At 69.3% G+C, this 20,139-nt stretch carries 18 protein-coding genes; 7 read left to right on the forward strand and 11 right to left on the reverse strand.

The genetic code is table 11. The annotated features are described in order from the left end of the window. Positions 1–9 precede the first annotated feature (9 nt). From ACFOSH_RS33295 to ACFOSH_RS33340, 10 genes are all read right to left on the reverse strand, one after another. A complete protein-coding gene (locus tag ACFOSH_RS33295) occupies positions 10–699 on the reverse strand; it encodes a hypothetical protein (RefSeq protein ID WP_378243757.1) in 690 nt (229 codons plus the stop codon). Positions 700–799: 100 nt separating this feature from the next. After that, entirely contained in the window at positions 800–1,801 is a 1,002-nt protein-coding gene (locus ACFOSH_RS33300; protein ID WP_378243759.1) for a C40 family peptidase, read from the reverse strand. 77 nt (positions 1,802–1,878) lie between these two features. Then, a complete protein-coding gene (locus ACFOSH_RS33305) occupies positions 1,879–2,946 on the reverse strand; it encodes a replication-relaxation family protein (protein ID WP_378243761.1) in 1,068 nt (355 codons plus the stop codon). 120 nt (positions 2,947–3,066) lie between these two features. Further along, positions 3,067–5,616 (reverse strand): type IV secretory system conjugative DNA transfer family protein, encoded by a 2,550-nt coding sequence (locus ACFOSH_RS33310; RefSeq protein ID WP_378243763.1) that lies wholly within the window; start codon positions 5,614–5,616, stop codon positions 3,067–3,069. 64 nt (positions 5,617–5,680) lie between these two features. Next, positions 5,681–7,588, reverse strand: a complete 1,908-nt coding sequence (locus tag ACFOSH_RS33315; RefSeq protein ID WP_378243765.1) for a VirB4 family type IV secretion system protein — start codon at positions 7,586–7,588, stop codon at positions 5,681–5,683. Between the two features lie 4 nt (positions 7,589–7,592). Further along, positions 7,593–8,720 carry a PrgI family protein gene (locus tag ACFOSH_RS33320; protein WP_378243767.1) on the reverse strand — a complete coding sequence of 376 codons (1,128 nt, stop codon included), beginning with the start codon at positions 8,718–8,720 and terminating at the stop codon, positions 7,593–7,595. A 10-nt stretch (positions 8,721–8,730) separates the two neighbouring features. Next, on the reverse strand, positions 8,731–10,893 hold the full coding sequence (locus ACFOSH_RS33325) for a hypothetical protein (RefSeq protein ID WP_378243769.1): 2,163 nt from the start codon (positions 10,891–10,893) through the stop codon (positions 8,731–8,733). A gap of 3 nt (positions 10,894–10,896) precedes the next feature. Continuing rightward, positions 10,897–11,253 carry a pilin gene (locus tag ACFOSH_RS33330; RefSeq protein ID WP_378243771.1) on the reverse strand — a complete coding sequence of 119 codons (357 nt, stop codon included), beginning with the start codon at positions 11,251–11,253 and terminating at the stop codon, positions 10,897–10,899. Then, positions 11,244–12,119 (reverse strand): sigma-70 family RNA polymerase sigma factor, encoded by an 876-nt coding sequence (locus tag ACFOSH_RS33335; RefSeq protein ID WP_378243773.1) that lies wholly within the window; start codon positions 12,117–12,119, stop codon positions 11,244–11,246. Before ACFOSH_RS33335 ends, ACFOSH_RS33330 begins: the two co-directional genes overlap by 10 nt. Positions 12,120–12,558: 439 nt before the next feature. Then, positions 12,559–12,711: a hypothetical protein gene (locus tag ACFOSH_RS33340; protein ID WP_378243775.1), complete on the reverse strand. Its 153-nt coding sequence runs from the start codon at positions 12,709–12,711 to the stop codon at positions 12,559–12,561. Positions 12,712–12,720: 9 nt separating this feature from the next. Here ACFOSH_RS33340 and ACFOSH_RS33345 point away from each other — a divergent pair, with 9 nt between their 5' ends. From ACFOSH_RS33345 to ACFOSH_RS33375, 7 genes are all read left to right on the forward strand, one after another. Continuing rightward, positions 12,721–13,482, forward strand: a complete 762-nt coding sequence (locus ACFOSH_RS33345; protein WP_378243777.1) for a hypothetical protein — start codon at positions 12,721–12,723, stop codon at positions 13,480–13,482. 68 nt (positions 13,483–13,550) lie between these two features. After that, on the forward strand, positions 13,551–14,579 hold the full coding sequence (locus tag ACFOSH_RS33350; protein WP_378243779.1) for a DNA methyltransferase: 1,029 nt from the start codon (positions 13,551–13,553) through the stop codon (positions 14,577–14,579). Continuing rightward, the gene (locus ACFOSH_RS33355; RefSeq protein WP_378243781.1) at positions 14,572–15,537 is read left to right on the forward strand and encodes a DNA cytosine methyltransferase; all 966 of its coding nucleotides are present in this window, start codon (positions 14,572–14,574) and stop codon (positions 15,535–15,537) included. Before ACFOSH_RS33350 ends, ACFOSH_RS33355 begins: the two co-directional genes overlap by 8 nt. Positions 15,538–15,539: 2 nt before the next feature. Next, positions 15,540–15,917 carry a hypothetical protein gene (locus tag ACFOSH_RS33360; protein ID WP_378243783.1) on the forward strand — a complete coding sequence of 126 codons (378 nt, stop codon included), beginning with the start codon at positions 15,540–15,542 and terminating at the stop codon, positions 15,915–15,917. A 169-nt stretch (positions 15,918–16,086) separates the two neighbouring features. Next, a complete protein-coding gene (locus ACFOSH_RS33365; protein ID WP_378243785.1) occupies positions 16,087–16,545 on the forward strand; it encodes a recombinase family protein in 459 nt (152 codons plus the stop codon). After that, positions 16,542–16,778, forward strand: a complete 237-nt coding sequence (locus tag ACFOSH_RS33370) for a helix-turn-helix transcriptional regulator (RefSeq protein ID WP_378243787.1) — start codon at positions 16,542–16,544, stop codon at positions 16,776–16,778. The genes ACFOSH_RS33365 and ACFOSH_RS33370 overlap by 4 nt, the downstream gene beginning before the upstream one ends. An 81-nt stretch (positions 16,779–16,859) precedes the next feature. Next, complete coding sequence (locus tag ACFOSH_RS33375; protein ID WP_378243789.1) at positions 16,860–18,353, forward strand: tyrosine-type recombinase/integrase; 1,494 nt, start codon at positions 16,860–16,862, stop codon at positions 18,351–18,353. An 864-nt stretch (positions 18,354–19,217) separates the two neighbouring features. Here the strand turns inward: ACFOSH_RS33375 and ACFOSH_RS33380 are convergent. Beyond that, positions 19,218–19,988: a WD40 repeat domain-containing protein gene (locus ACFOSH_RS33380; protein WP_378243791.1), complete on the reverse strand. Its 771-nt coding sequence runs from the start codon at positions 19,986–19,988 to the stop codon at positions 19,218–19,220. Positions 19,989–20,139: the final 151 nt, after the last annotated feature.

The following is a 20,139-nucleotide window of genomic DNA, read 5'->3' on the forward strand; positions in this document are numbered from 1 at the left end:
TTGTACTCCTCAGTAAATCGGCGGCGTGTCGAACCCATACTCGTGTCTCCCGAAGGACCGGGCGACCCTCACCCCGAGTCCACCGAATCGGGAACGGTCCACCGCACTGATGATTTCACGGATCGTGAGGTTGGGCGGAAGCTTGCCAGTGGGGATTCGTAGCTCGTCCTTGATGCGGTCGCAGTAGTCCTTGTACTGCTGCACGGCGGCGTCTACCTCACGCAGCCGCTCGTCGCGCATCTCGCTATCCTGGTCCACTCCTACCAGGAAGGGGTACCGGCGCTCGGCAATGTAGTTGCGCCGGGTCGTTAACCGCTTGCGCTGCTGATCAGCCTCGTCCTCACAGACTCGCGCGAGGTTGCGCATGCGCTGGTCGTGATCGTTGGGTGCCAGCAACCAGATGATGCGCCAAAGGTTCTCGTTAGCCGAGCGCAGCAAGGTGAACCCGGCGGCATGCGGGCGCTCCGAGTTGCGTACACCCTGGTTGAGCAGCCGAAAGGCGTTGAGATGATCGGCAGCCATGTAGAAGGCGCCGTAAACCGGCGAGGCGAGTGCAACCCCATGCGTGCTGGATCGCTTGGGATCCAACTCGCTTCTGGGCTTGGGTTCTGGGAACCTGGAAAACCAGGCATGAAACGCCTGGACCCCTTCGATGAGATCTCTGAAGAGATCCTCCTCTGTCAGCAGCTCATCATTCACTCGCTGAGTGTAACTACTCGTGCAATGCTGCATCTCCGAGGACCTGACCGTTGCGCAACAGGTGGTCGAGTAGGAGCAGGTGTATGCCCTTCATTGAAGGTCATGTGGTGATGCGGCCGCCTCCGGCGAAGTCGTCTCCGGGATGGCGGATCGGGCGGTAGCCGACGGGGACGTCAAACGTGGCCGCGTCGATCATTTGTCCACCGCCGACGTAGAGGCCGACGTGGTGGATGTTGCCGGGTGTGCCGTAGAAGACCAGGTCTCCGGGCAGTAGCTGCCGTTCGATGAGTCGGGCGGTGGCCTCGTACTGGGTTTGTGCGGTGCGAGGCAAGGTGATTCCGGCTGCGGCATAAGCGGCCTTGGTGAGGCCGGAGCAGTCGAATCCGCCATCGCCGGCTCCGTTGCCACCCCACACGTACGGCAGCCCACGCTGCCCGCACGCGTAGTTGATCGCCACCATCGCCGCCGAACCGGCCGCCTGAATGTTGTTGCAGTCTCCGGCCCCGATCTGCGGGCAAGTGCTCACGAATTGCGCATAATTTCCCGGAATTGCCTGCGAATTCCCGGAACCGACAGTCGCGACGATCGCGCGTGCCCTGTCCTCGTGCTGGGCATAAGCGTGAGGGAAGCCGGAGCCCTGCACGTTTTGTGCGGCGTCGTTGACGCTCATGGTCTGCCAGCTCGGTGTGGCGGTTAGGCGTTCGAAGAACTTGGTCGCGGCGTAGGTGGGTGTGGTGATCTGCTGCGCTGTGCCCCAGCCCATCGAGGGGCGTTGCTGGAAGAGTCCGAGGGAGTCGCGGTCGCCGTAGTGCAGGTTGCGGAGCTTGGATTCCTGTAGTGCGGCGGCGATCGCGACCACCCAGCCCGGTTCGGGCACGCCCATCTGTTTGCCGACGGCGACGATGGTGGCGGCGTTGGTCACCTGTTCGGCGGTCAGGCCGGGCACCGCGCCGGTCGGTGTCCCGTCGGGCGTGCAGATCAGCGAACTCGCCGCACCACTGCTGCCGAACAGGGCGCTGCCGATGCCGGCGACACCGGCGCCGATGAGCAGCGGAATGGCGAGGACCATGGTGGCGATCCCGGCCCCGAGGTTGCTTCCCATGGCTGAGCGCTCCTTCTGGCGGTGATGGATCCCCGGACGGTCAGAGGGCCCATGCGGCGGATGCGGACGCCGGAGAGCTAGCGGCTGCCGCGAGCGACTCGGTTCGGAGTGGCGTTCGGCGGGATCGGACTTGGTGGTGGCAGCCGGTACGGCGAGGCCCCTGCGGCGTCACCGGCTTCGTCTTCGCTGTCCTCGGCGCCGGTTGGCGGTGGCAGGCCGGGCCAGGCGTCGGCGAGGTCGGCGAGGTTGTAGCGGGGGCTGGCGCGGCCGGGACGAGCTGAGGTCAGCGGCAGCCAGATCGCCTCGGCCGGGCTCGGATGTGGCGCGGCCGGGGCGAGCAGGTCGGCCGCTGCGGTGGCCACGGGTACCGAATTCGGGTCGTCGAGTCCGGCGTGGACGCGGGCCAGGGCGATGCGGGCTCCGGCTTCGCGGCGGGTGGTGGGCAGCCACACCAGTACCGGGGTGGCGATGCCGGTGGACTCTGCGAGTCGCGCGTATCCGGCGAGTTTCCGGCCGACCTTGGTCAGGGATTCGGTGCCGGTGTCGAACTCGAGGAACCACTCCACCTCCCGACGGCTGCCGCGCCAGCGGCCGTAGCCGTCGGGGATGACGAGGTCGCCGAAGTGGCGTGCGCAGCGGGATTCCGACCACCACGCCGTCAGCGCCTCGCTTGCCTGGCTGTGGTGGGTGCGGGCGATGAGAGAGGTGAAGAAGTCGTTCACGCCGACGGTGTGGGCGAGGCGCTGGTTGTGGGCGATGCCCATGGCGCGGTCGTGGCGGTAGCCGAGTTCCTTGACCTCAAGGCCGTGCTCGGCGGCGAGCACGGCGGCCCCGGCAGGGCCGAGGACGTAGTGCATGGGGGCGGAACCGAGTTGCTGGAACGGCTGGAACCGCGACACCGCCCGCCAGTGGTGGAGATCGAGCAGCCGCTGGCGGGTGGAGCGGTCGGAGGGGAACGCGGCGTCCTGGATCTGGAAGCTGGTCAGGACCCGGTGTTCATGGAGCAGCGCCAGGAGCCATTTGTCGCGGGTGGTGAGGCGGGAGGCGAGCATGGCCTGGTGCTCGACCGAACTGGCGACGCGGGCGGTGTGACGGCCGGGCAGATGACCTCGCAGGGTCTTCTGACGGGTGGTGGTCGTGATCAACGGGCGCTCCTGTGGTTGTCAACAGGCTGTGGACAAGTGCTGTGGGTAGATCGGCGCAGGCCCTCGGCCGAGAGCTGGGGAGTGTGGTTGTTTTCTTTTGGTGCAAAGGAAGGCGCGTGTCTAGGGCCGGGTACGGCGTGGGTCGGTTCGGGGCGGTGGAACGCGGTGTCCGGCCTGCGTCGCGGTGGTGGCCGCTGGGTTTCCGGGGCGGGGTGCCGTGCTACTGGCGTTGTTGTGCACGCGGCGCTGAGCGCGGAGCGTGGCTCGGACTTCGCGGGCCCGCCCGGGGATCGGGGCGGGCAGCGGTGCGGTGGTCATGGTGAAGGGTTCGGTTTCCTCGCCGTGCACGACCAGGCGTGCCGCGGCGTGGTAGACGCCGAGGTGGGACAGGTCGTGTTCCGACAGTCGGGGTGTGGTGTGGCGGGCGAGTTCGCGGGCGTCTTCGGGTGAGGCGGAGTAGATGATTTTGTTGCGCGCGTTGGTGGAGAGGCCCTCCTTGAGTTCTCGCGACAGTTGGCCGAGGTGCTGGTGGGCCAGGATGAATCCGTTCCGGAACGCGCGGGACTCGGCGAGCATGTCTTCCAGGGGATAGGGGAGATTGAGGAAGTTATGGGCCTCGTCGATGACGGTGTGCGCGTCGGGGCGCAGGCGTTGCGGGACGCGGGCGCGGGCGGTGGTGGCCTGCCAGGTGCGGGCCACGACCAGCGAGCCGACCAGCCGTGTGGTCTCTTCCCCGAGGGAGCCTTTGGGGATGCGCACGAGGCAGATCCCGCCCTCGTCGAGCACGTGGGACATGTCCACTGTGGAGCGTCCTCCGGCGATGGCTTCTTTCACGAAGGGGCGCAGCAAGAACGCGCGGAGTTTGTTCATCAGCGGTGAGATCACCTGGGACCGGCTGGAGTCGGTGAGTTCGTCGTACCACTCCCAGAATCCGCGCAGCACGGGGTCGGTGAGGCCGGTGGTGATGCGGGAGCGGAATGCTTCGCTGGTCAGGAGTTTCGGGAGGTCGGCGAGGGTTGGCACGGCTTCTTGGGCGCGCAGGGTGAGGCAGGCGGCGCGCATGAGGTCGTCGGTGCGCGGTCCCCAGAACGCCGAGTACACGCGGCGGAAGACGGAGACGAGGTTGTCGACCTCGCGGTCGGTTTCCCCGCCTTCCAGTGGGTTGAGGATGGGTGGGCGGTGTCGTGAGTCGGCGTCGAACAGCACGACCCGCTCGGCCGCGCTACGGGGGAGACGATTGAGGACGTCGGTGACCAGGTCGCCTTTCGGGTCGATGAGGACGACGCCGCGTTGGTTGTCGATGTCGTCGAGGATGATTTGGCCGAGCAGGGTGGATTTGCCGGAGCCGGTCGGCCCGACCAGGTGCAGGTGGTAGCGGGCGTCGGCGAGCCGCAGGCCGACCGGGCGGGCGTGGCCGGTGTCGGACTGACCCAGCGGCATCACCCCCGGGCCCGGGGTGGGGATGCCGGGGGGCGGGGCGACGGCTTTGGCTCCGGCGCGTTCGACGCCGGGGATCTCGGCGTCGGTGGGCAGGTGCGCGAGCGCCGCGAGTTCCGGGACCGAGAGCAGGTCACCGCGGCCGAGGCGCCGCTCGGCGAGCGCGCGGGAGGGCTGGTGGAGGCGGGTGCGGGTGTAGTGGTTGTGGTCGGTGTAGGCGGCGAACGCGGCGGCCAGCGCGTGTGCCCGCCCGCGTGCGGTGTCGCGGACCTGGCGCACCAGATCGCCGTCGGCCTCGGCTGAAAGGTCGGTGGCCACGGCGTACCGGATCACTGTCTCGTACTGGGAGCCTCTCTGTTTCCCGACGATCGCCTTGTTCTGTGCCGAATATTCGAGTGACAGCTGCGGGTCCTGGCTGATGCGCCGCGAGTCCGGGGTCCGGCGAGCGCGGCTGGCGCTGGCCCCTGGTGTGATGGCGTCGAGGGTCCGGCCCCCGAGACGCCCGGAGGAGCCGTGGTGCACTCGACGGGCAGCGCGGCGGGCTTGGGCGACGCGGCGGCCGGTGACCGGGCGGGCGAGGATCTGCACGCAGGCCCGCTCGTCCCGGCCGAGCCCGACCGGCGCCCCGAGCAGGCCGCGGATCGGGTCTGCCTCAAAGCTGGCGCGGATCGGGAGGGCCTCGGAGCGGGCGAGGCGCAGCTGTCCGCCGACGGTGATCCGACGGCGCCCGGCCGCCACGGTCGGAAAGGGTGAGGTGGCGGGTGTGGTGCGGGTGTGGGAGCCGGGCCAGGCGGCCTCGATCGCGCGTTCCACCAGCGACGGCGGGACGACGCCGGGGACCCAGAACTGCACGGTGACCCCGTGTTCGCCGAACACGTACTCCATCGCCAGATGCGGTTGCCCGGTCCAGAGCCGCCGCCACGCCGGACGTAAGAGGCCGACGAGGTTGGACCAGACCGCGGCCCCGCCGGCGGGATCGACGGAGGGCGGGGCGAGCACTGTGATCCGGCGAGCGTCGGTCAACAGGGCGCTGTGGCAGCGCATGCGCCACCAGCGCCGCGCCCCGGCGACGGCCGCCACGACGAGGATCAGGAGTGGGATGACGACCGGTCCCCAAGCCAGGGCCCAGTCGCCTGCGGCGGCGAGCAGTTGACCGGTGGTTCCGCCGGGGTCGCGCAGATAGTCACTCACCCAGGACTGTGCCTGCGGGGATGCCGCGGTGTGCATGGGCATGACGGAACTCCTGTCCGGGAAACTCGTGTGAGACAAGGGAAAGTCGGGCGCGGTACGGCCGGAACTACGCGGGGCCGGCATCGGCCTGGCCCACGTCGTCGAACCCGTCAGAGGGGCCGAGATCGATGTAGGCTTCGGCGAGGCCGCTGTCGGTGGCATCGGGGTCCTGTTCAGCGAACCGGGCCAGTTCGGCAGGGTCTGTGCTGACGAGGAAGTTCTCCGTGGGCGAGGCCAGCGACTGGAACGCCACCCGCTGCGTGCCCGACGACAACAAGCCCTGGCCGCGGTCGGCCGACAACAGGAACCGCCTTTCCCCGGCGGAGAGGCTGAAGGCCCCGGCGATCTCGTCGATGGCTTGCGGCGCCGCGCGCTGCAGCACCTGGGTGGCCGCGTTGCTCACGATGGCCTTGCCCAGATCGCTGCCGAGCAGGTCAGCGGCGTCCTGGGTGGCGGTGATCAGCCCGCACCAGTGTTTGCGGGCGGCTTTGGCCAGGCGCAGCAGGAACAGCGCGGCGGCAGGGAGCTTCATGAGAAGTCCTGCTTCATCGACCGCTACCAGCCGAGGCCGGCGGTGGGCCGGATTGGAGACGGTCCGCCAGACGGTGTCGAGCACGAGCACGGTGCCGATCGCGCGGAGCTCGTCGGGCAGGTCGCGCAGGGAGAACACGACGAGGTGCCCGTCCGGAGTCGTGGTGGTAGGCCCGTCGAAGAGACCGGCGAAGCTGCCGTCGACGAACGGGTGCAGCCGGGCGGCGAGGTCAGCGGCCAGCGTGTCGCCTCGGTCGCCCGAGTCGGCGAGGACGTCGCGCAGGTCCCGCAGCAACGGCGCCGGGCGGGTCCAGGTACGAGTGTCGTCGGTGATACCGGCCCGGTGATAGGTGGCGGTGATCGCGGGGTCGAGCACGGCTCGCTCGGCGGCGGTGATATCCGTGCCGAAGAGCACGGCCAGGACGGTGTGAAGGAACAGACTGCGCCGTTTCACCGCGTCCTGCGGTGCGGTGCGGCGCCCGTTCGCGCCGACGTGAACGGGCAGGTCGAACGGGTTCAGCCGGACCCCGCCCGCGCCGAGGTGAACGTAGGTGCCGCCGACATGGGAGGCCAGACGGGCGTACTCGTCCTCGGGGTCGATGACGAACGCCTGTATCCCGTGCGCGGCGTATCCGTTCTCGGTGTCGCCGAGCCGACGGTAGAGGCTGCGCAGGATTTCGAGTTTGACGAAGTAGGACTTGCCCGCTCCGCTGCGGCCGAGAACGACGGAGTTGTAGTTGTCGCAGGCGAACCGGTCCCAATGCACCAGCCCCGAGCTGCCGACGTTGTAGCCGTAGAGAACGCCGGACGGGGCGGAGCTGGTCGGGTCGGCCGGGGGCAGATCCGGTGAGGTGAACGGATACGCCGCGCTGACCGCGGCGGTGTCGAACGTCCTCGTCAGTCCGAGCGGATCGAGCCCGAGCGGAAGGGTGCTCACCCAGCCCTGCAAGGCACGGTAGGTGGCGGGTTTCGCGTCCAGCAACAGGGACGCGCACAGCGACCGCAGCGCCGAGACCTCCTCGGCGAGCGTGGTTTCGTCCGGGGCGTGCACGGTGAGGTACAGCCCGAATTTGAAGAGTTTCCCGTCGCCGCGGGCGATGCTGCGCGAGAGGTCGGCGGCATCCTCCGCGGCGGCGTCGAGGCCCGGGTCGTCGAGCCGGTCATGCCGCGCGTTGTGCCGCCTGCTGGATTCGAGTTTGGCGCGTTGCTTGCGCAGGCCGTTGGCGGCCGTGGCCGGGTCGACCGGCTGGACGTGAACCGAGACATCCAAGCGTGCCGGGTAGGTCAGCAAGGGGGCGAGCCACCCGGGGTAGACCTCTTGCGGGTAGCCGGTGACGCCGAAACTGGCGACGAATTCGTTGCCGACCTCGAGGTGCCGGGCGGAGACCGACAGCGCGTCCGGGGTGAACGCTCCCGCCGAACCGTGGGCTTTGGTGCGTGCCATGCGGTTACCTGCTTTCGATCTCGTCGTAGTCCCAGTCGTCGTCCTCGGACAGCCACGGGCCCGACGCCTGCGAGCGACCGGACCGCGACGGCTCGGGGGAGCCGTAGAGGTCGGTGAAGGTGGTGGTGGAGGTGACGACCTCGTCGGCTCCGGCCAGCTCCGCCGAGGGCGGGAGGAAGGTGTCGGGATTGCAGGCCGCCGCGAGAACTCCGGTCGCGGCGGCGGCGTCGAGCGGAGTGGCCACGATCCCGGCGGGGGTGAGCAGGTCGATGGCCTCGCCGAGGCGCCGCACCAAACGTTGCTCGGCCGCCTGCCGTAGCCCGTCATCCGTCGGCCGTTCGTCGCCGTGGCGTCGCCACGGCAGCACGCTGGACGCTGTGGGGGCAGGGCCGGTGCGTAACGGTTCGCGCAGGACTAGCAGCACTTGGCGGCGGAGCAGGTCCGCCTGGGCGGTGAGCTCGGCGAGGTAGTCCGCGTGGTCGCGGGCGGCGGCCTCCAGGGCGGGGTGCGGGAGCCCACCGGCGCGGTCCCGCAGTTCGGCGATCTGCGGGGCGAGGTCGAGGCGTTCGGCGCGGATGAGGATCTGGACCGGAGCGGTCAGAGAGTGCAGGTAGCGGGCGAAGCTCGCGACGAGCGCTTCCTGCTCGCCGGGGGTGCGCAGCGAGAAGTTGACGGTGCTGCAGACCGCGATGACGGCGAGCCCGTCGGCGCCGAGGTCGACGACCCCCGCCTGCGCGCCAGTGTCGGCGACACCGCGGGCGGGCAGTTCCAGCGGCGCCGGGGACACCGGCTCGCCGGCGCTCTGCGGGGCCAGCCACGCGGGCGCCGCGCGGACGCCGTCGGGAGCGGCGACCCGGTGCCGTGGTGACAGGTGCTGGCGGATCGCGGCGAGGGCGAGCTTGTCCAAGGGCAGCCCGTCGCGCTGTCCGAGGGCCAGCACGGTGACGGTGATCCCGATCGGGACGGCGACGAGGAGGAACACCGGCAGCGGCACGAACGCCCGCGTCGTCGAGTACAGGCCGTACAGCCCGAGTCCGGCAACGCCGAGGATCGCGAGCTGCCGGGCGGTCAAGGGGCCGAGCACCCGGTCCGGGCGGTCGACGTCCGCGGGCACACGCACGGGAGAAGACATGGCGCGGTCCTCATTTCTTCTTCGGGGCCCGCCGGGCGGGCAGGTCCAGGGGAAGGCGCAGTTGCGTACCGGCGCGCCGCTTCGGCGGCGGGGTGGCAGGGGGCGGTGTCGGCTTGGGCCGGCGGCGGACTCCGAGGGGGAGCGGGTACTGGCCGGAGGTGAGTGCCCGGTTGCCGGTGTAGGCGTCCCGGACGGGGCGGCGGTGCGCGCGGGCGGTCTTGGTGATCTCTCCGGACGTGGAGATCAGCGCGGGCCCGGCCTGTGGTGCCCGGTTGGTGCGGGCGGGATCGGCCAGGTCGTCGGCGAGTGTGCGCCGCGGCCGTTGCGGGGCCTGCGGTGGCAGGTGGATCGGCAGCATCCCGGTGCTCGGCGCGATCAGGGCGCCGCGCAGTTGCACAGGTGGCCGGGCCTGGCGGTTGACCTGTCCGTCCGGGAGCAATAGCCCGGGCTGCGCTACCGGTGGTGGCGCGGGGTAGCCGGCGGCGAGATCGTCGGCCAGGGTGCGGCGTGGCACCCGGGAGGGGTTGTGGCGCACGGTGATCGGTAACCCGAGCTGGTCGGACGGGAGCGCGTTGGGCAGATCCTTGAGCGGCATCGCTCGCGGATTCGGGCTGGCGGTCACGGCGTCGCCGGTGCGGCGCACGGTGAACAGCGACGTCTGGCCGGGTCCCGGGGTGCGGTCGGCGGGCAGGCTGGGCCGGGGATTTTCGTCGAAGCCTCGGCGCGGTGTGCGGAACGGCTTCGCCACGCGCCGCACCCGCAACGGCAGCAGGTACTGGCCCGAGCGTGTGGACGGGGGATCCGCGGGAACCCGATCACGAGGTTCCCGGCCGGGCTTGCGGCTCTTGCCGCCGAAGAGCGAGGTGGGGCCGCCGAGCAGGCCCATGGTCTTGTAGGCGATCGCGCCGCGCACCAGTGACCCGAGCAGCGACCGGCCGCCGCTGCCGCGCAGGGGTTGCAGGCACCAGAACGGGATCTTCACCAAAATCCACATCAGCGCGACACAGAACAGCAGGTTGGTCAGCCCGTTCAGCGTCGGCCCGAACACGGTGAACCCGCCCGGGGTGAAGAACACCCGCAACGACACGCTCAGCGCCAAGGCCTGCCCGACGGGGATGACCAGCAGCAGCCCGTAGGCCTTCCACCACGTGTGCGCGACGCCTTCGGTGTGCGGGAGGGCGTGCCACATCAGCAAGAACGGTGCGGCCGCGATCAGCAGCATCGTTGCGAGGACCCGCACGATGAACGTCAGCAGGAGCACGACGAGCATCACCGCGAGCGCGAGCCCGATGAACAGCAGCCACCCCTGCCCACCGTTGAGCGAGCCGAGGATCATGTCGGTCATCGCCTTGCTGGCGGCGTTCGGGTCGAGCGCGCCTTCCAACAGCGATGAACTCACCGCGTTGGAGACCTCGATGCCCTGGGTCGCGAGGAACAGGGACAGCGTCCCCGCGAGGAACCCGACCGCGACACGAGGCGCGATCTCCTTGATCGTGTACCGGGTCTGCAGGGTCTCGTAGCCCATCAGGAGCAGGCCCGCGATCATGACGATGCTGCCGTAGAAGGTGAGCAGCAGATGCCAGGAATCGGTCCACGCCTGGCCGATGCCTGGCAGCAGATCAGGGTGCGGTGTGGATAGAACCGTCTTGCCCAGCAGCTCGAGCAGCGGGTTCAGCGCACCGATCACCAGGCCACGAAAGAAGGTGTCGATGGCCTCGGTGACACACGCGACCGGGTCGGTGAACCCGCACTCGCTCTCCTCGTTGGCGGGATCACGGGGTGACGGCTGCGGGATACAGTTCGGGCCCTCGCACGGCCGGCTCGTCGGCGGCTGGGTGGGCAGGTTGCCGCACTCGGGCATCACCGCTCCGGGGAAACACGACACCGGCGGCGCCGACGGACCGGGCACCAGCGGCGTACTCGGCGGGCCCGTCGGAGGCGCGGGGGACGAGGTGCCCGGCAGCACGCAGGCGGGCTCGGTCGAACCCGGTGCACAGCTGGGATTGGGCGGCAGCGGCAGCACCGGTTGTTGCGCGGGTTCAGGAGAAGCCGCCGCGGTCAGCGTGATCCCGACGAGAGCCACCAGCATCAGCACCAGGACCACGCGGGCACCGCGCCGTGTTGCCGGGGTGGTCGGCGGGCCGTGCATGCGTCGTGTGCTCGGGATGGTCATGGTTCACACCCCGCCCACGATGCCCTTGAGGATCTCGACCACGATCGGGGCGAGCGCAGCGAGTCCGAAACCGATGCCGGCGGCCTTGAACGCGCCCTTCGCTTTCTCGATCTCGCCGGGATCACCCGAGGCCATCAGGTAGCGCAAGCCGCCGATGGTGATGAACACGACCGCGACCCCGGCCAGGATCCCCATGATCCAGTTACGGATGTTGGTGAGGACCTGATCGACGGTCGCCGCGAGTGCGACGTAGTGCACCGTGTCCGCACGCGCGGACGAGGACGACAGCAGCAGCCCGGCGGCGGTCAGCCACCCGAGGAACACGAGGACCCGGCGGTAGCGGTGCGGTGTCAGTCGCATGAGCCGACCTCCCCGCGGACGTGGCTTCCGCTCGACGTGACGCGGGTGCCCGGCCTGGCCCCACCGGTCACGGAGCGTGAGTTCGCCGAACCGTGAGCGGCGGACGTGTCACGGCGCTCGTCGCGCAGGTAGGTGACGAGGCGCGCTTCGGCCCGGGCACGGCCCTTCTGCACCGTCCGGTAGCGAAGGCCGCGGCTGCGTGCCGCGTCGGCCAGGGTCGTGTCGCCGAGGCGGGTTTCGGAGATCAGGGCCGCCTGCTCGGCGGTGATCGCACCGGCGTGTACGGCAGCCTCGAGCACCAGCTCCGGATGGCCCTCCGGCGGAGGCGGCCGCAGGGCGTTGAACACCAGATCGCCCGCCGGAATCGGCTTTCCGACGGCGTCGTCCAGCGCCAGCAGCCCCGCCCGGAACGCCACGTAGTACAAGCGCGCGAGGATCGCCGGCCGGGCCAGATCGACCTCGTCCAGCTCCTGCACGAACGCGGTCAGGACCGCGGCGTTGATGTCGTGGCGATCGCCGGTGAAGTGGCGGGTCACGGATGTCGCGGCCCGCAGCAGTGCGGGCAACGCCATCCCGACACACGCCACCGTCCAGGTTCCGCGTTCGGCGCGGGCGCGAGTGATCAGATACGTCCACGCCGCGTCCCGTGTCGCCTGAGCGCAGCCGTCCGCGCGCAGCAGCGCGCCGAGCTCGTCCAGCGGTACCGGTCGGGGCGGTAGTCCGGGGATCTCGCGGCCGTCGACGCTGACCGGATCCGGCCCGGTCACCAGCCAGCCGAAAGTGGACCGCGCCATCGCGAACACGTCTGTGTATGTGGTGAAACGACGATTGTCGCGGGCCTCGTCGTCGGGTGCGGAAGAATCCATGACGGCTCCCTGTGAAGACGGTCGAAGAATGCGTCAACAAAGGAAGCCACGCGAAGCGCCTCACAATCGCCTCAAAAGCGCTTCGCGGGCGCCTCAAAGTCGCGGCAAAAGCGCCTCAGTGATTCAGGATATCGCCTTTGAACTGCGATTTGATCAGGTTGCAGTAGTTCCTCAACTGCTGCGAGGGGCTCGAAGATCACGGGGAAACGAATCAGTCAGGCATGGTTTCCATGCTTTTCTTCCGACAATTAGGGGAAACGGTGTTTTCGTGGTTATCGGCCGCTCCGATATTGGCCCGAAAGAAGTCTTTCTCGAACTTTATCGATGGGCACGTGTCTCCGAAGCGGGCTTTTTTCGGTATTGCTTTGTGACAGAACGAACCAGGCCGGGCGTCGCCCCGGCTGTTCTCGCTCGCAGGAGGACTCTCATGGCCCAGCAATCACCGGATGGCCGTCCCGGAAACCGGCCGGACCCGGCCCGCCCATCCCGCGCTCGCCGCGGCGGCGACCGTGCCCCTTATCCCGGCGCCCGCGCCGCGGCGGCCGGTCGGCAGACCCGCGCGACCTCGCGTCCCGAAGGGCCGCGCCGACATGCGTCGGTCGTGTCGACAGCGCCGACTCCGGCGACGGTGTGGACGTGCGGAGGCGAGTCGATCGACGCCTCCACGCGCTGGCCGGTGCCGATCGTCGAGTCCATCACGGCGGCGTTCACCGCCCCCGGCGCGCACGTCGTTCTGGTCGACATCGACACCGCCCCGACGGTCCCCGAGGAGGAGTTGATCGCTGCCCGGGACGCGGTCCGCGCACTCGATCGCACCGTCGACACACTCACCGTCGACACCGGTGCTCCGGTGTCCGGCTCCGCCGCGCGGCCGTTCTGGGCCGACCTCGTCGCCGACCAGCCCACGGCTCGCGCCAGCACGTCACCCACCAGTACTGAGACACCCGGAACGGACGTCGGCGCGCGGGCGGATCTGGTCCTCGTCGCGGTACCTGCTTGCGCCGGCGGGACGGTGCCGCTGGACCGGCTCGCGCTGCTGGCGGCGAACCGGTTACGGCAAGGCGGCATCTTCGCGGTGTACACGCACAGTGACTGGAATCAGGGGGAGCTGGTCGACCCGACCGGTGCGATCGTGGTCGCCTGCCAGCACGCCGATCTGCTCTACCTGCAGCACATCGTCACCCTGCACGCCCCGGTCCGGCAGGGGTGCCCGCACGCCGTCCCGAGCGCGTCGGAGACCGCCGAGTACGACCGGGCCCGGCAGCGCGCGGCGGTGCGCGGACTGCCCGCGCCGCACCTGCGCGCACACGGCGACGTCCTGGTGTTCGCCCAGCCCGCCGACACCGCCGGGGAGGGCCGATGACCCCCTTGGTGCCGCGTCCGCCGGCCCCGCGATCCGCTCTTCCTTCCCCTGCGAAAGGCACCCTGCTCATGTCCCGGACCCAGCCCTCGACCTCATCCGCCAGCGGTGCTGACGACTCGACAGTGCCGATCTCCCGGGCCGTCATCGACGCCCTCGACACTCCTCGGAAACCCAGCGCGGGTCCGGTGGGGAACGGTCCGGCCGGGACGGTGACGGCGATCGGCGCGGAAGACGTACCGCTGTCGGTGTGGGCGACCGCGCAGACCTCGCCGGCCGCGCAGCGCAAGGGCCGTTACGTGCCCGAGTCGACCGCGCACCCGGCCAAGATGCTCCCGGCCGTCGCGGCGCACGCCATCCGCGCCTATACCCGCCCGGGGGAGCTGGTGTTCGACCCGATGGCCGGATCCGGCACCACGCTGGTGGAGGCGCTCGACGCCGGGCGCCGCGCGGTCGGCGTCGAGTACGAGCCCCACTGGGTCACCGTCGCCCGGGCGAATCTCGACCTGGCGCGGAAACGCGGGCACGACCGCGACGCGGAGGTCGTGCGCGGAGATGCGCGGCAGCTGCCGTTCCTGCTGCCGGAGAAGTACCGGGGACAGGTCGCGCTCGTGGTCACGTCGCCGCCGTACGGACCGTCGACACACGGTCAGGTGGTCACCGCGACCACGGACTCCGACGACGGGAAGGTGCACAAGTTCCATCACCGCTACGGCTCCGCGCTGGATCGCGGGAATCTGGCCAACGTCGGCCACCACCGGTTGCTGGCCGGGTTCACCCGGATCCTGTCCGGATGCGCTGCCGTGCTGCGCCCCGGCGGGCACGTCGCGATCACCGCGCGCCCGTGGCGTGAGCACATGGAACTGATCGACTTACCGTCGCAGATCGTCGCCTGCGGTCGCGCGGCGGGACTGGTGCCGGTCGAGCGATGTGTCGCGCTGCTGGCGCGGGTCGCCGACCGTGATCTGGTCGCGCGCGGCAGTTTCTTCCAGCGTGACTTCATCCGCAAACAGCGCGCCCAGGGTTTGCCGCTGCATCTGATCGCGCATGAGGACGTCATCGTGCTGCGCCGTCCGCTGAAGCAGGCGCGTGATGTCTGAGCATTTGCGGTTCGTCGCGAGCGACGGTCCGGTGATCGGGTCGCTGTGCACCGGCATGGCGGGTCTCGACCTCGGTGTCGCGGCCGTCCTCGGCGGCCGGATCGCGTGGTACTCCGACATCGATCCGCACGCAGCCGCCGTCCTCGCCGAACGGTTGCCCGGCGTGCCGAATCTGGGCGACCTCCGTGCCGTCGACTTCGCCACGGTCGCACCGGTCGAGGTGCTCACGGCGGGCTTTCCCTGTCAGGACATCTCCGCGGCCGGTCGGCGCGCGGGCATCGAGAAAGGCGCTCGCAGTGGACTGTGGAGCAGCATCCTGGACGCCGTTCGCGTTCTTCGACCGCGGCTCGTCGTCGTGGAGAACGTCGCCGCCCTCCGCTGGAAGAACGGCGGGCTCGACCGTGTACTCGCGGGGCTGGCCGAAGCGGGGTATGACGCGGTCTGGCGTTGCGTACGAGCCGCCGACATCGGCGCCGCCCACCGCCGGGAGCGGGTGTTCCTGTGTGCCGTCGCCCGGCCGGGAGAGTGCCCGGATGATGCCGACTCCGCAGGCGCGCGACGGCGAGCCACGCGGCCCGGTCGATCCGGCACGCCGTCGTGCGGGCGGGCATCAGGTGAACCTCAACGACGCGGTGGACGCCGTCGTCCGCAGACCGTGCTGAGGCCAGACCGTCCGACCCCGGCCGGGTGCGTGCTGCTGCCGAGCCCAGTGGCCTCGGACGCGAAGACACCGACGAGCGGCACGTGTTGCGCGGCATCGCGAATTCCCGAGGGCGTAGCAACAAGGAGGGCGATCTCTTGTGGACACACAACGACTTCTGCCGACCCCGCGGGCGACCGACGGCACCAAAGGGTGCCCGGCGCAGCGCGGCTCGAAAGGCGACCTGATGCTGCCCTCGGTCGTCATCGCCGTCACTGCGCCCACATCGAAAACCCGTGTGCGGAAGAAGGTGAGTGACCGTGACAACCGTTCGCCGCGCACGCGCACCAAGGCGAGTCGAGTGGGGTGAATACGCCGCCGCCGTCCACCGGTGGGAACTCATCACCGGCCGGGCTGCGCCGTACCCGACGCAGCCCGGGCGACACGGACGTCCCGTGCTCGCGCCGCCGTTCGTCGAATGGCTCATGGGCCTGCCATCGGGCTGGGTCACCGCCGACCATCTCGACCTGCCACGCACCGCGCAACTGCGCGCGCTGGGCAACGGCGTCATGCCGCAGCAAGCAGCCCACGCCTTACGCCTCCTACTGGAGGACCTGACCCACCTGCACTGTCCGTCGGCCAGCACCGCGAAGACTTCGACGCGCGGTCGGCGCACCAGTACCCGTCCGCACACCTGAAACCCGTGGCGCTCCGGGGCATGAGGACGCCGATCCCGCCCCGGAGCGCCACGCTCCACCCGCGCCTATCCCGAAAGGGTTCCCTGCCATGCCCCAAAACAGCCCATCCCGCCCTGCGCGCCGCTGGATCCGTGCCGTCTTCGCCCACCGGACCACGCGCGCAGCCCTCGTGCGGAATCCCGAACGGTCGATCGAGACGACCACGGCCCCGGTCCGACCGCCCTATGGCTACACCACGATGACCGTCGCCGGGACCCGGAGCCGGTGGACACCGGAACCGCGTCGTTCCATGGTGGTGCAAGACATCTTCTACTGGCGTGCGGTCACCGGACTGTCCATCGAGGACATCGCCGCACGGCTCGACGTCGACCACGACCGCTACCCGCCGCCCGGAACCGACACCGCGTGGTCACCTGCTGCGGTCGCCGCGATCCTGACCACCGTCCAGTACACCGGCTACCACGCGACCGGTACCCGAGACGAGAACGGCGACCTCCGGCCCGCCGAACTGTGGGTGCTCTCCGCGCAGCCCACGCACCGTGCCCTGGTCACACCCGCCCTGTTCTGGGCCGCCCAGAATCCCGCGACGAGCGTGCGCGCCACCCGCGATGACGGGAGCACGTCATGACGACCTCGCCCCCGAGCTATGTGCTGGCAGTGCGTCAACAGTTGTGGAGTCTCGGCGTCACGACCGACCTGATGACCGCCGCCCGCGTGCTCGGCATCGGCCGGACCACGGCCTACCGGCTCGCCCGCGAAGGGACGTTCCCGGTCCCGGTCAAACGGGTCGGCCGGAACTACCGGGTCGTGGTCGCCCGGCTGGAGGAATTCCTCGAGCTGGGCGAAGAGCCTCGTGGCTGACGCTTCCTCTCTGTCCCCACCGGAGCGTCGATGGGCGCTGACCGACAACACACGCCCCTGATCCCGGCAGGAACGAATCCGATGGCACAGAACTTCTCCGGCAGCACCTACAAACGCTGCACCTGCAAACACCCCGGCACCGGCAAGCCACTCGGGTCGGCATGCCCGAAACTCAAACGCCGCAACGGAGCCTGGAGCTCCGACCACGGCTCCTGGTACTACCAAGCCGAACTACCCGCCCGAACCGACGGCACCCGCCGCACCCGCAGGCGCGGTGGGTACGAGTCCCAGACCGACGCGCAAGCCGAACTGGACAAGATGGCCTCCCTGGTCGAGACCGCCGAACCCTACGGCGCCGCCGCGATCGCCGCGGTAGGCGACGTCATCGACAAACACCTCAAAACCAACGAGCCCCTCCCGTCATCGCGTACCCTCGGCGCACGATTGGACGCCGGGTCCGCCGACGCCGGGGAGATCCCGACCGTCGCCGAGTGGCTGACCACGTGGTACGCCAGGCGAAAGAAGAAACTCCGCGGTACCACCCAGCTCTCCTACAGCAGCCACCTGCGGCTCTGGCTCATCCCGCACCTGGGCCACTACCGGATCGACGAACTCACCGTCGTGCACATCTCGCGCATGTTCGACGCGATGGCCGAGCGCAACGACGCCATTCGCGCCGCGAAAGCCAGCGACGATCCCGACATCCGTAAAAGCGTGCACGGCCTGCGGACCTTGAGCGACGCCAGCATGCAGCGCTACCGCGCCACCCTGCGCGCCGCGCTCAACGCCGCCATCCGCGACCCCCGGATACCGATCACCTTCAACCCCGCCTCCTACGTCGAACTCCCCTCCGGGCGGCGACCGAAAGCGCTGCTGTGGACGCCCGAGCGTGTCGAACGGTGGCAGCGCACCGGGCAGAAACCCTCCCGGGTCATGGTGTGGACCCCCGAACAGACCGGAAAGTTCCTCGACCACGCCCTCGAACACCCCTACTACGTGCTGCTGCACCTCATCGCCTACCGAGGACTCCGGCGCGGCGAAGCCTGCGGCCTGCCCTGGTGGGACGTCGACCTCGCCCGCCACAGCATCACGATCTCCGCGGCCCTGGTCCAGATCGGCTGGCAGGCCGAGATGGGCGAACCCAAAAGCGAAGCCAGCGGCCGCGTCATCGCCCTCGACGCCGCCACCACCGACGTCCTCACCAAGCAGAAGGACCACCAGGCGAACCTGCGTGCGGCAGCAGGCGACGCGTGGATCGAGAACGGCCTCGTCTGCACCGAACCCGACGGCAGCCCGCTGCAACCCTCCCACCTCAGCGACGCCTTCCAGGCCATCGCCGAAGCCGCAGGACTCCCGCCCGTCCGGCTGCACGACCTCCGCCACGGCGCCGCCACCCTCATGATCGCCGCCGGAGCCGACCTCAAACAGGTCCAGGAACTCCTCGGCCACTCCAGCATCGCCATCACCGCCGACACCTACACCCACGTCCTGCCCGAACTCGCCCGCGAAACCGCCGAAGCCGCAGCCTCGATCATCCCCCGCCGAAACAACCGAAACGCCCTGCCCGCTGCCTGACGGAGGCAGCGGACAGGGCTGGGCAAGCGGATTGACCGCAAGTCTTATTTCGACTCAAAATTTAATATGCCTGCCCAGGCCGGAAGCCTGGGCAGGCCGAGGAACGACAAAGCCCTCTGCTCGCAGCATAGCGGCTATCGCGATGGCTGGCAGGTCTCCCGGATCGGGTGCATGCTGAATGCCGTGTATCGGGTTAGGGGGATCGGATGGGAAACACGACGACGTTCAAGGGGCAGCACGTATTCGGTGCCGCGATCATGGTGGGCATCGGCGATGACGACATCGTCGATTGCGCCGCCGAATATGACGCCGCCACCGAGGATGAGGCACGACGCTGGATCGAGCGGACACTGCCGGCTGCTACTGCGTGGGTGTTCGTGTGCAGGACGGCGAGGGTGCTTCTCATTGGGAGAAGGATCCTTTCGACGAGCCTGAGCATGTTGCCGATTTCATCGACGGCCAGCTGCGCGGGTGGGTACGCACAAGCTATCGGCAGTAGCTGGCGTGCCGGTTGCGATCCGTCCCGCCAGACGCTGTCCGGGATGTCCATCACCAGAGCACATTCGGATACCGAAACATCGGGTTCGATCGCCAGGAATTCGCGGTGCTGCTCCGTAGCGAATCCCTTTCCAATACATGCACCTGCCTATCGTCGTACTCGACGCCGGCTTTGTCGGAGCTGAGCTGTTTCAAGACCTCGTGCTGCGTCGCCAGGAACTTCCGCACCAACGTGCTCAGGCTCCGTGGCGCTCCGGGGCCAGACAATACGGTCCCGGCAGTTCGACATCTCGCCCCAGGAGCGCGATGTTCGGACTGGTTCCGGAGCAGGCGGTGCACCCGCACACACCGGGGACTGAGCGGACGCTACGGCCCAGGACAGGATTCGGGACGCGGTGTGCTGGGGAAGTCGGTGTCGAGCATTGTGCACAGCACCCGGGCCGCGGACGGTATGTCGACTGGCCAAAGGGTGACGAAGCCGTCGAGGCCCGTGGTGGCCAGGACTGTTCCCGTGCTGTTCCAGCCGAGTGCGGTCGTGTTACCGCCGGTCCCGGTCAGGTTGGCCCAGGCTTCGCGGTGCGGGACGTCCCAGAGGACCACTTTCTTGTCAGTGCCGCCGGTGGCCAGGAAACGACCGTCCGGGCTGAAGGCGAGCGTATCGACGGAGCCGGTGTGCCCGAGCAAGTCAGCGAGATGACGATTGTCCAGGGAATCCCAGAGCACGACTTTTCCGTCGGTTCCCGCGGCGGCCAGCAGACCACCGTCAGGGCTGTATGCAAGCGCCATGGTCTGGACCGGACGACGCGGAAGCTCCGCCTTGCTCTTCCCGGTGACGACGTCCCAGACCGTGAGGTGTTGTCCGTCGTCAACGGCGAGTTCGGGCCGGTGGGGGTTGAACGCGATTGCGCGGGCTTGGACAGGGAGGTCCGCGGCGACGCGACGGGCCGCGATGTCCCAGACGAGCGTGTGGGGTGTGTTGGGCTGCTCGGGCGTTGGCGGGTAGCCGGCGGCGAGCAGCCGCCCGTCCCGATTGAAGGCGAGACCGAAGGCGGGGCTTCCGATCGGGGTGGTCAGCTCGGCGATTCGGGCGTGGGTCGCGACATTGTAGATTTCGAGGTTCCGTCCGAGCGATGCCAAGGCCAGGTGGGCGCCATCGGGACTCAGCCGGTCGGTTGTGGTGGTTCCAGGGTCCCGGCAAAGTCGGTTTGGGTCTGCATGAGGGCAGGCACGGTCTCTGGTTGATCATGTGAGTGTCTAAGTCCCATGATCGTGTGAGAGAACCGTGCCT

Source organism: Amycolatopsis speibonae (assembly GCF_042647925.1).
GTDB classification, from domain to species: domain Bacteria; phylum Actinomycetota; class Actinomycetes; order Mycobacteriales; family Pseudonocardiaceae; genus Amycolatopsis; species Amycolatopsis speibonae.

Coding starts and splice junctions, on each gene's coding strand:
- ACFOSH_RS33300 (WP_378243759.1), bottom strand. CDS start 1,801: ATGGGAAGCAACCTCGGGGCCGGGATCGCCACCATGGTCCTCGCCATT.
- ACFOSH_RS33310 (WP_378243763.1), bottom strand. CDS start 5,616: ATGCCCATGCACACCGCGGCATCCCCGCAGGCACAGTCCTGGGTGAGT.
- ACFOSH_RS33315 (WP_378243765.1), bottom strand. CDS start 7,588: ATGGCACGCACCAAAGCCCACGGTTCGGCGGGAGCGTTCACCCCGGAC.
- ACFOSH_RS33320 (WP_378243767.1), bottom strand. CDS start 8,720: ATGTCTTCTCCCGTGCGTGTGCCCGCGGACGTCGACCGCCCGGACCGG.
- ACFOSH_RS33325 (WP_378243769.1), bottom strand. CDS start 10,893: ATGACCATCCCGAGCACACGACGCATGCACGGCCCGCCGACCACCCCG.
- ACFOSH_RS33330 (WP_378243771.1), bottom strand. CDS start 11,253: ATGCGACTGACACCGCACCGCTACCGCCGGGTCCTCGTGTTCCTCGGG.
- ACFOSH_RS33335 (WP_378243773.1), bottom strand. CDS start 12,119: ATGGATTCTTCCGCACCCGACGACGAGGCCCGCGACAATCGTCGTTTC.
- ACFOSH_RS33340 (WP_378243775.1), bottom strand. CDS start 12,711: ATGTCGGCGCGGCCCTTCGGGACGCGAGGTCGCGCGGGTCTGCCGACC.
- ACFOSH_RS33350 (WP_378243779.1), top strand. CDS start 13,551: ATGTCCCGGACCCAGCCCTCGACCTCATCCGCCAGCGGTGCTGACGAC.
- ACFOSH_RS33355 (WP_378243781.1), top strand. CDS start 14,572: ATGTCTGAGCATTTGCGGTTCGTCGCGAGCGACGGTCCGGTGATCGGG.
- ACFOSH_RS33370 (WP_378243787.1), top strand. CDS start 16,542: ATGACGACCTCGCCCCCGAGCTATGTGCTGGCAGTGCGTCAACAGTTG.
- ACFOSH_RS33375 (WP_378243789.1), top strand. CDS start 16,860: ATGGCACAGAACTTCTCCGGCAGCACCTACAAACGCTGCACCTGCAAA.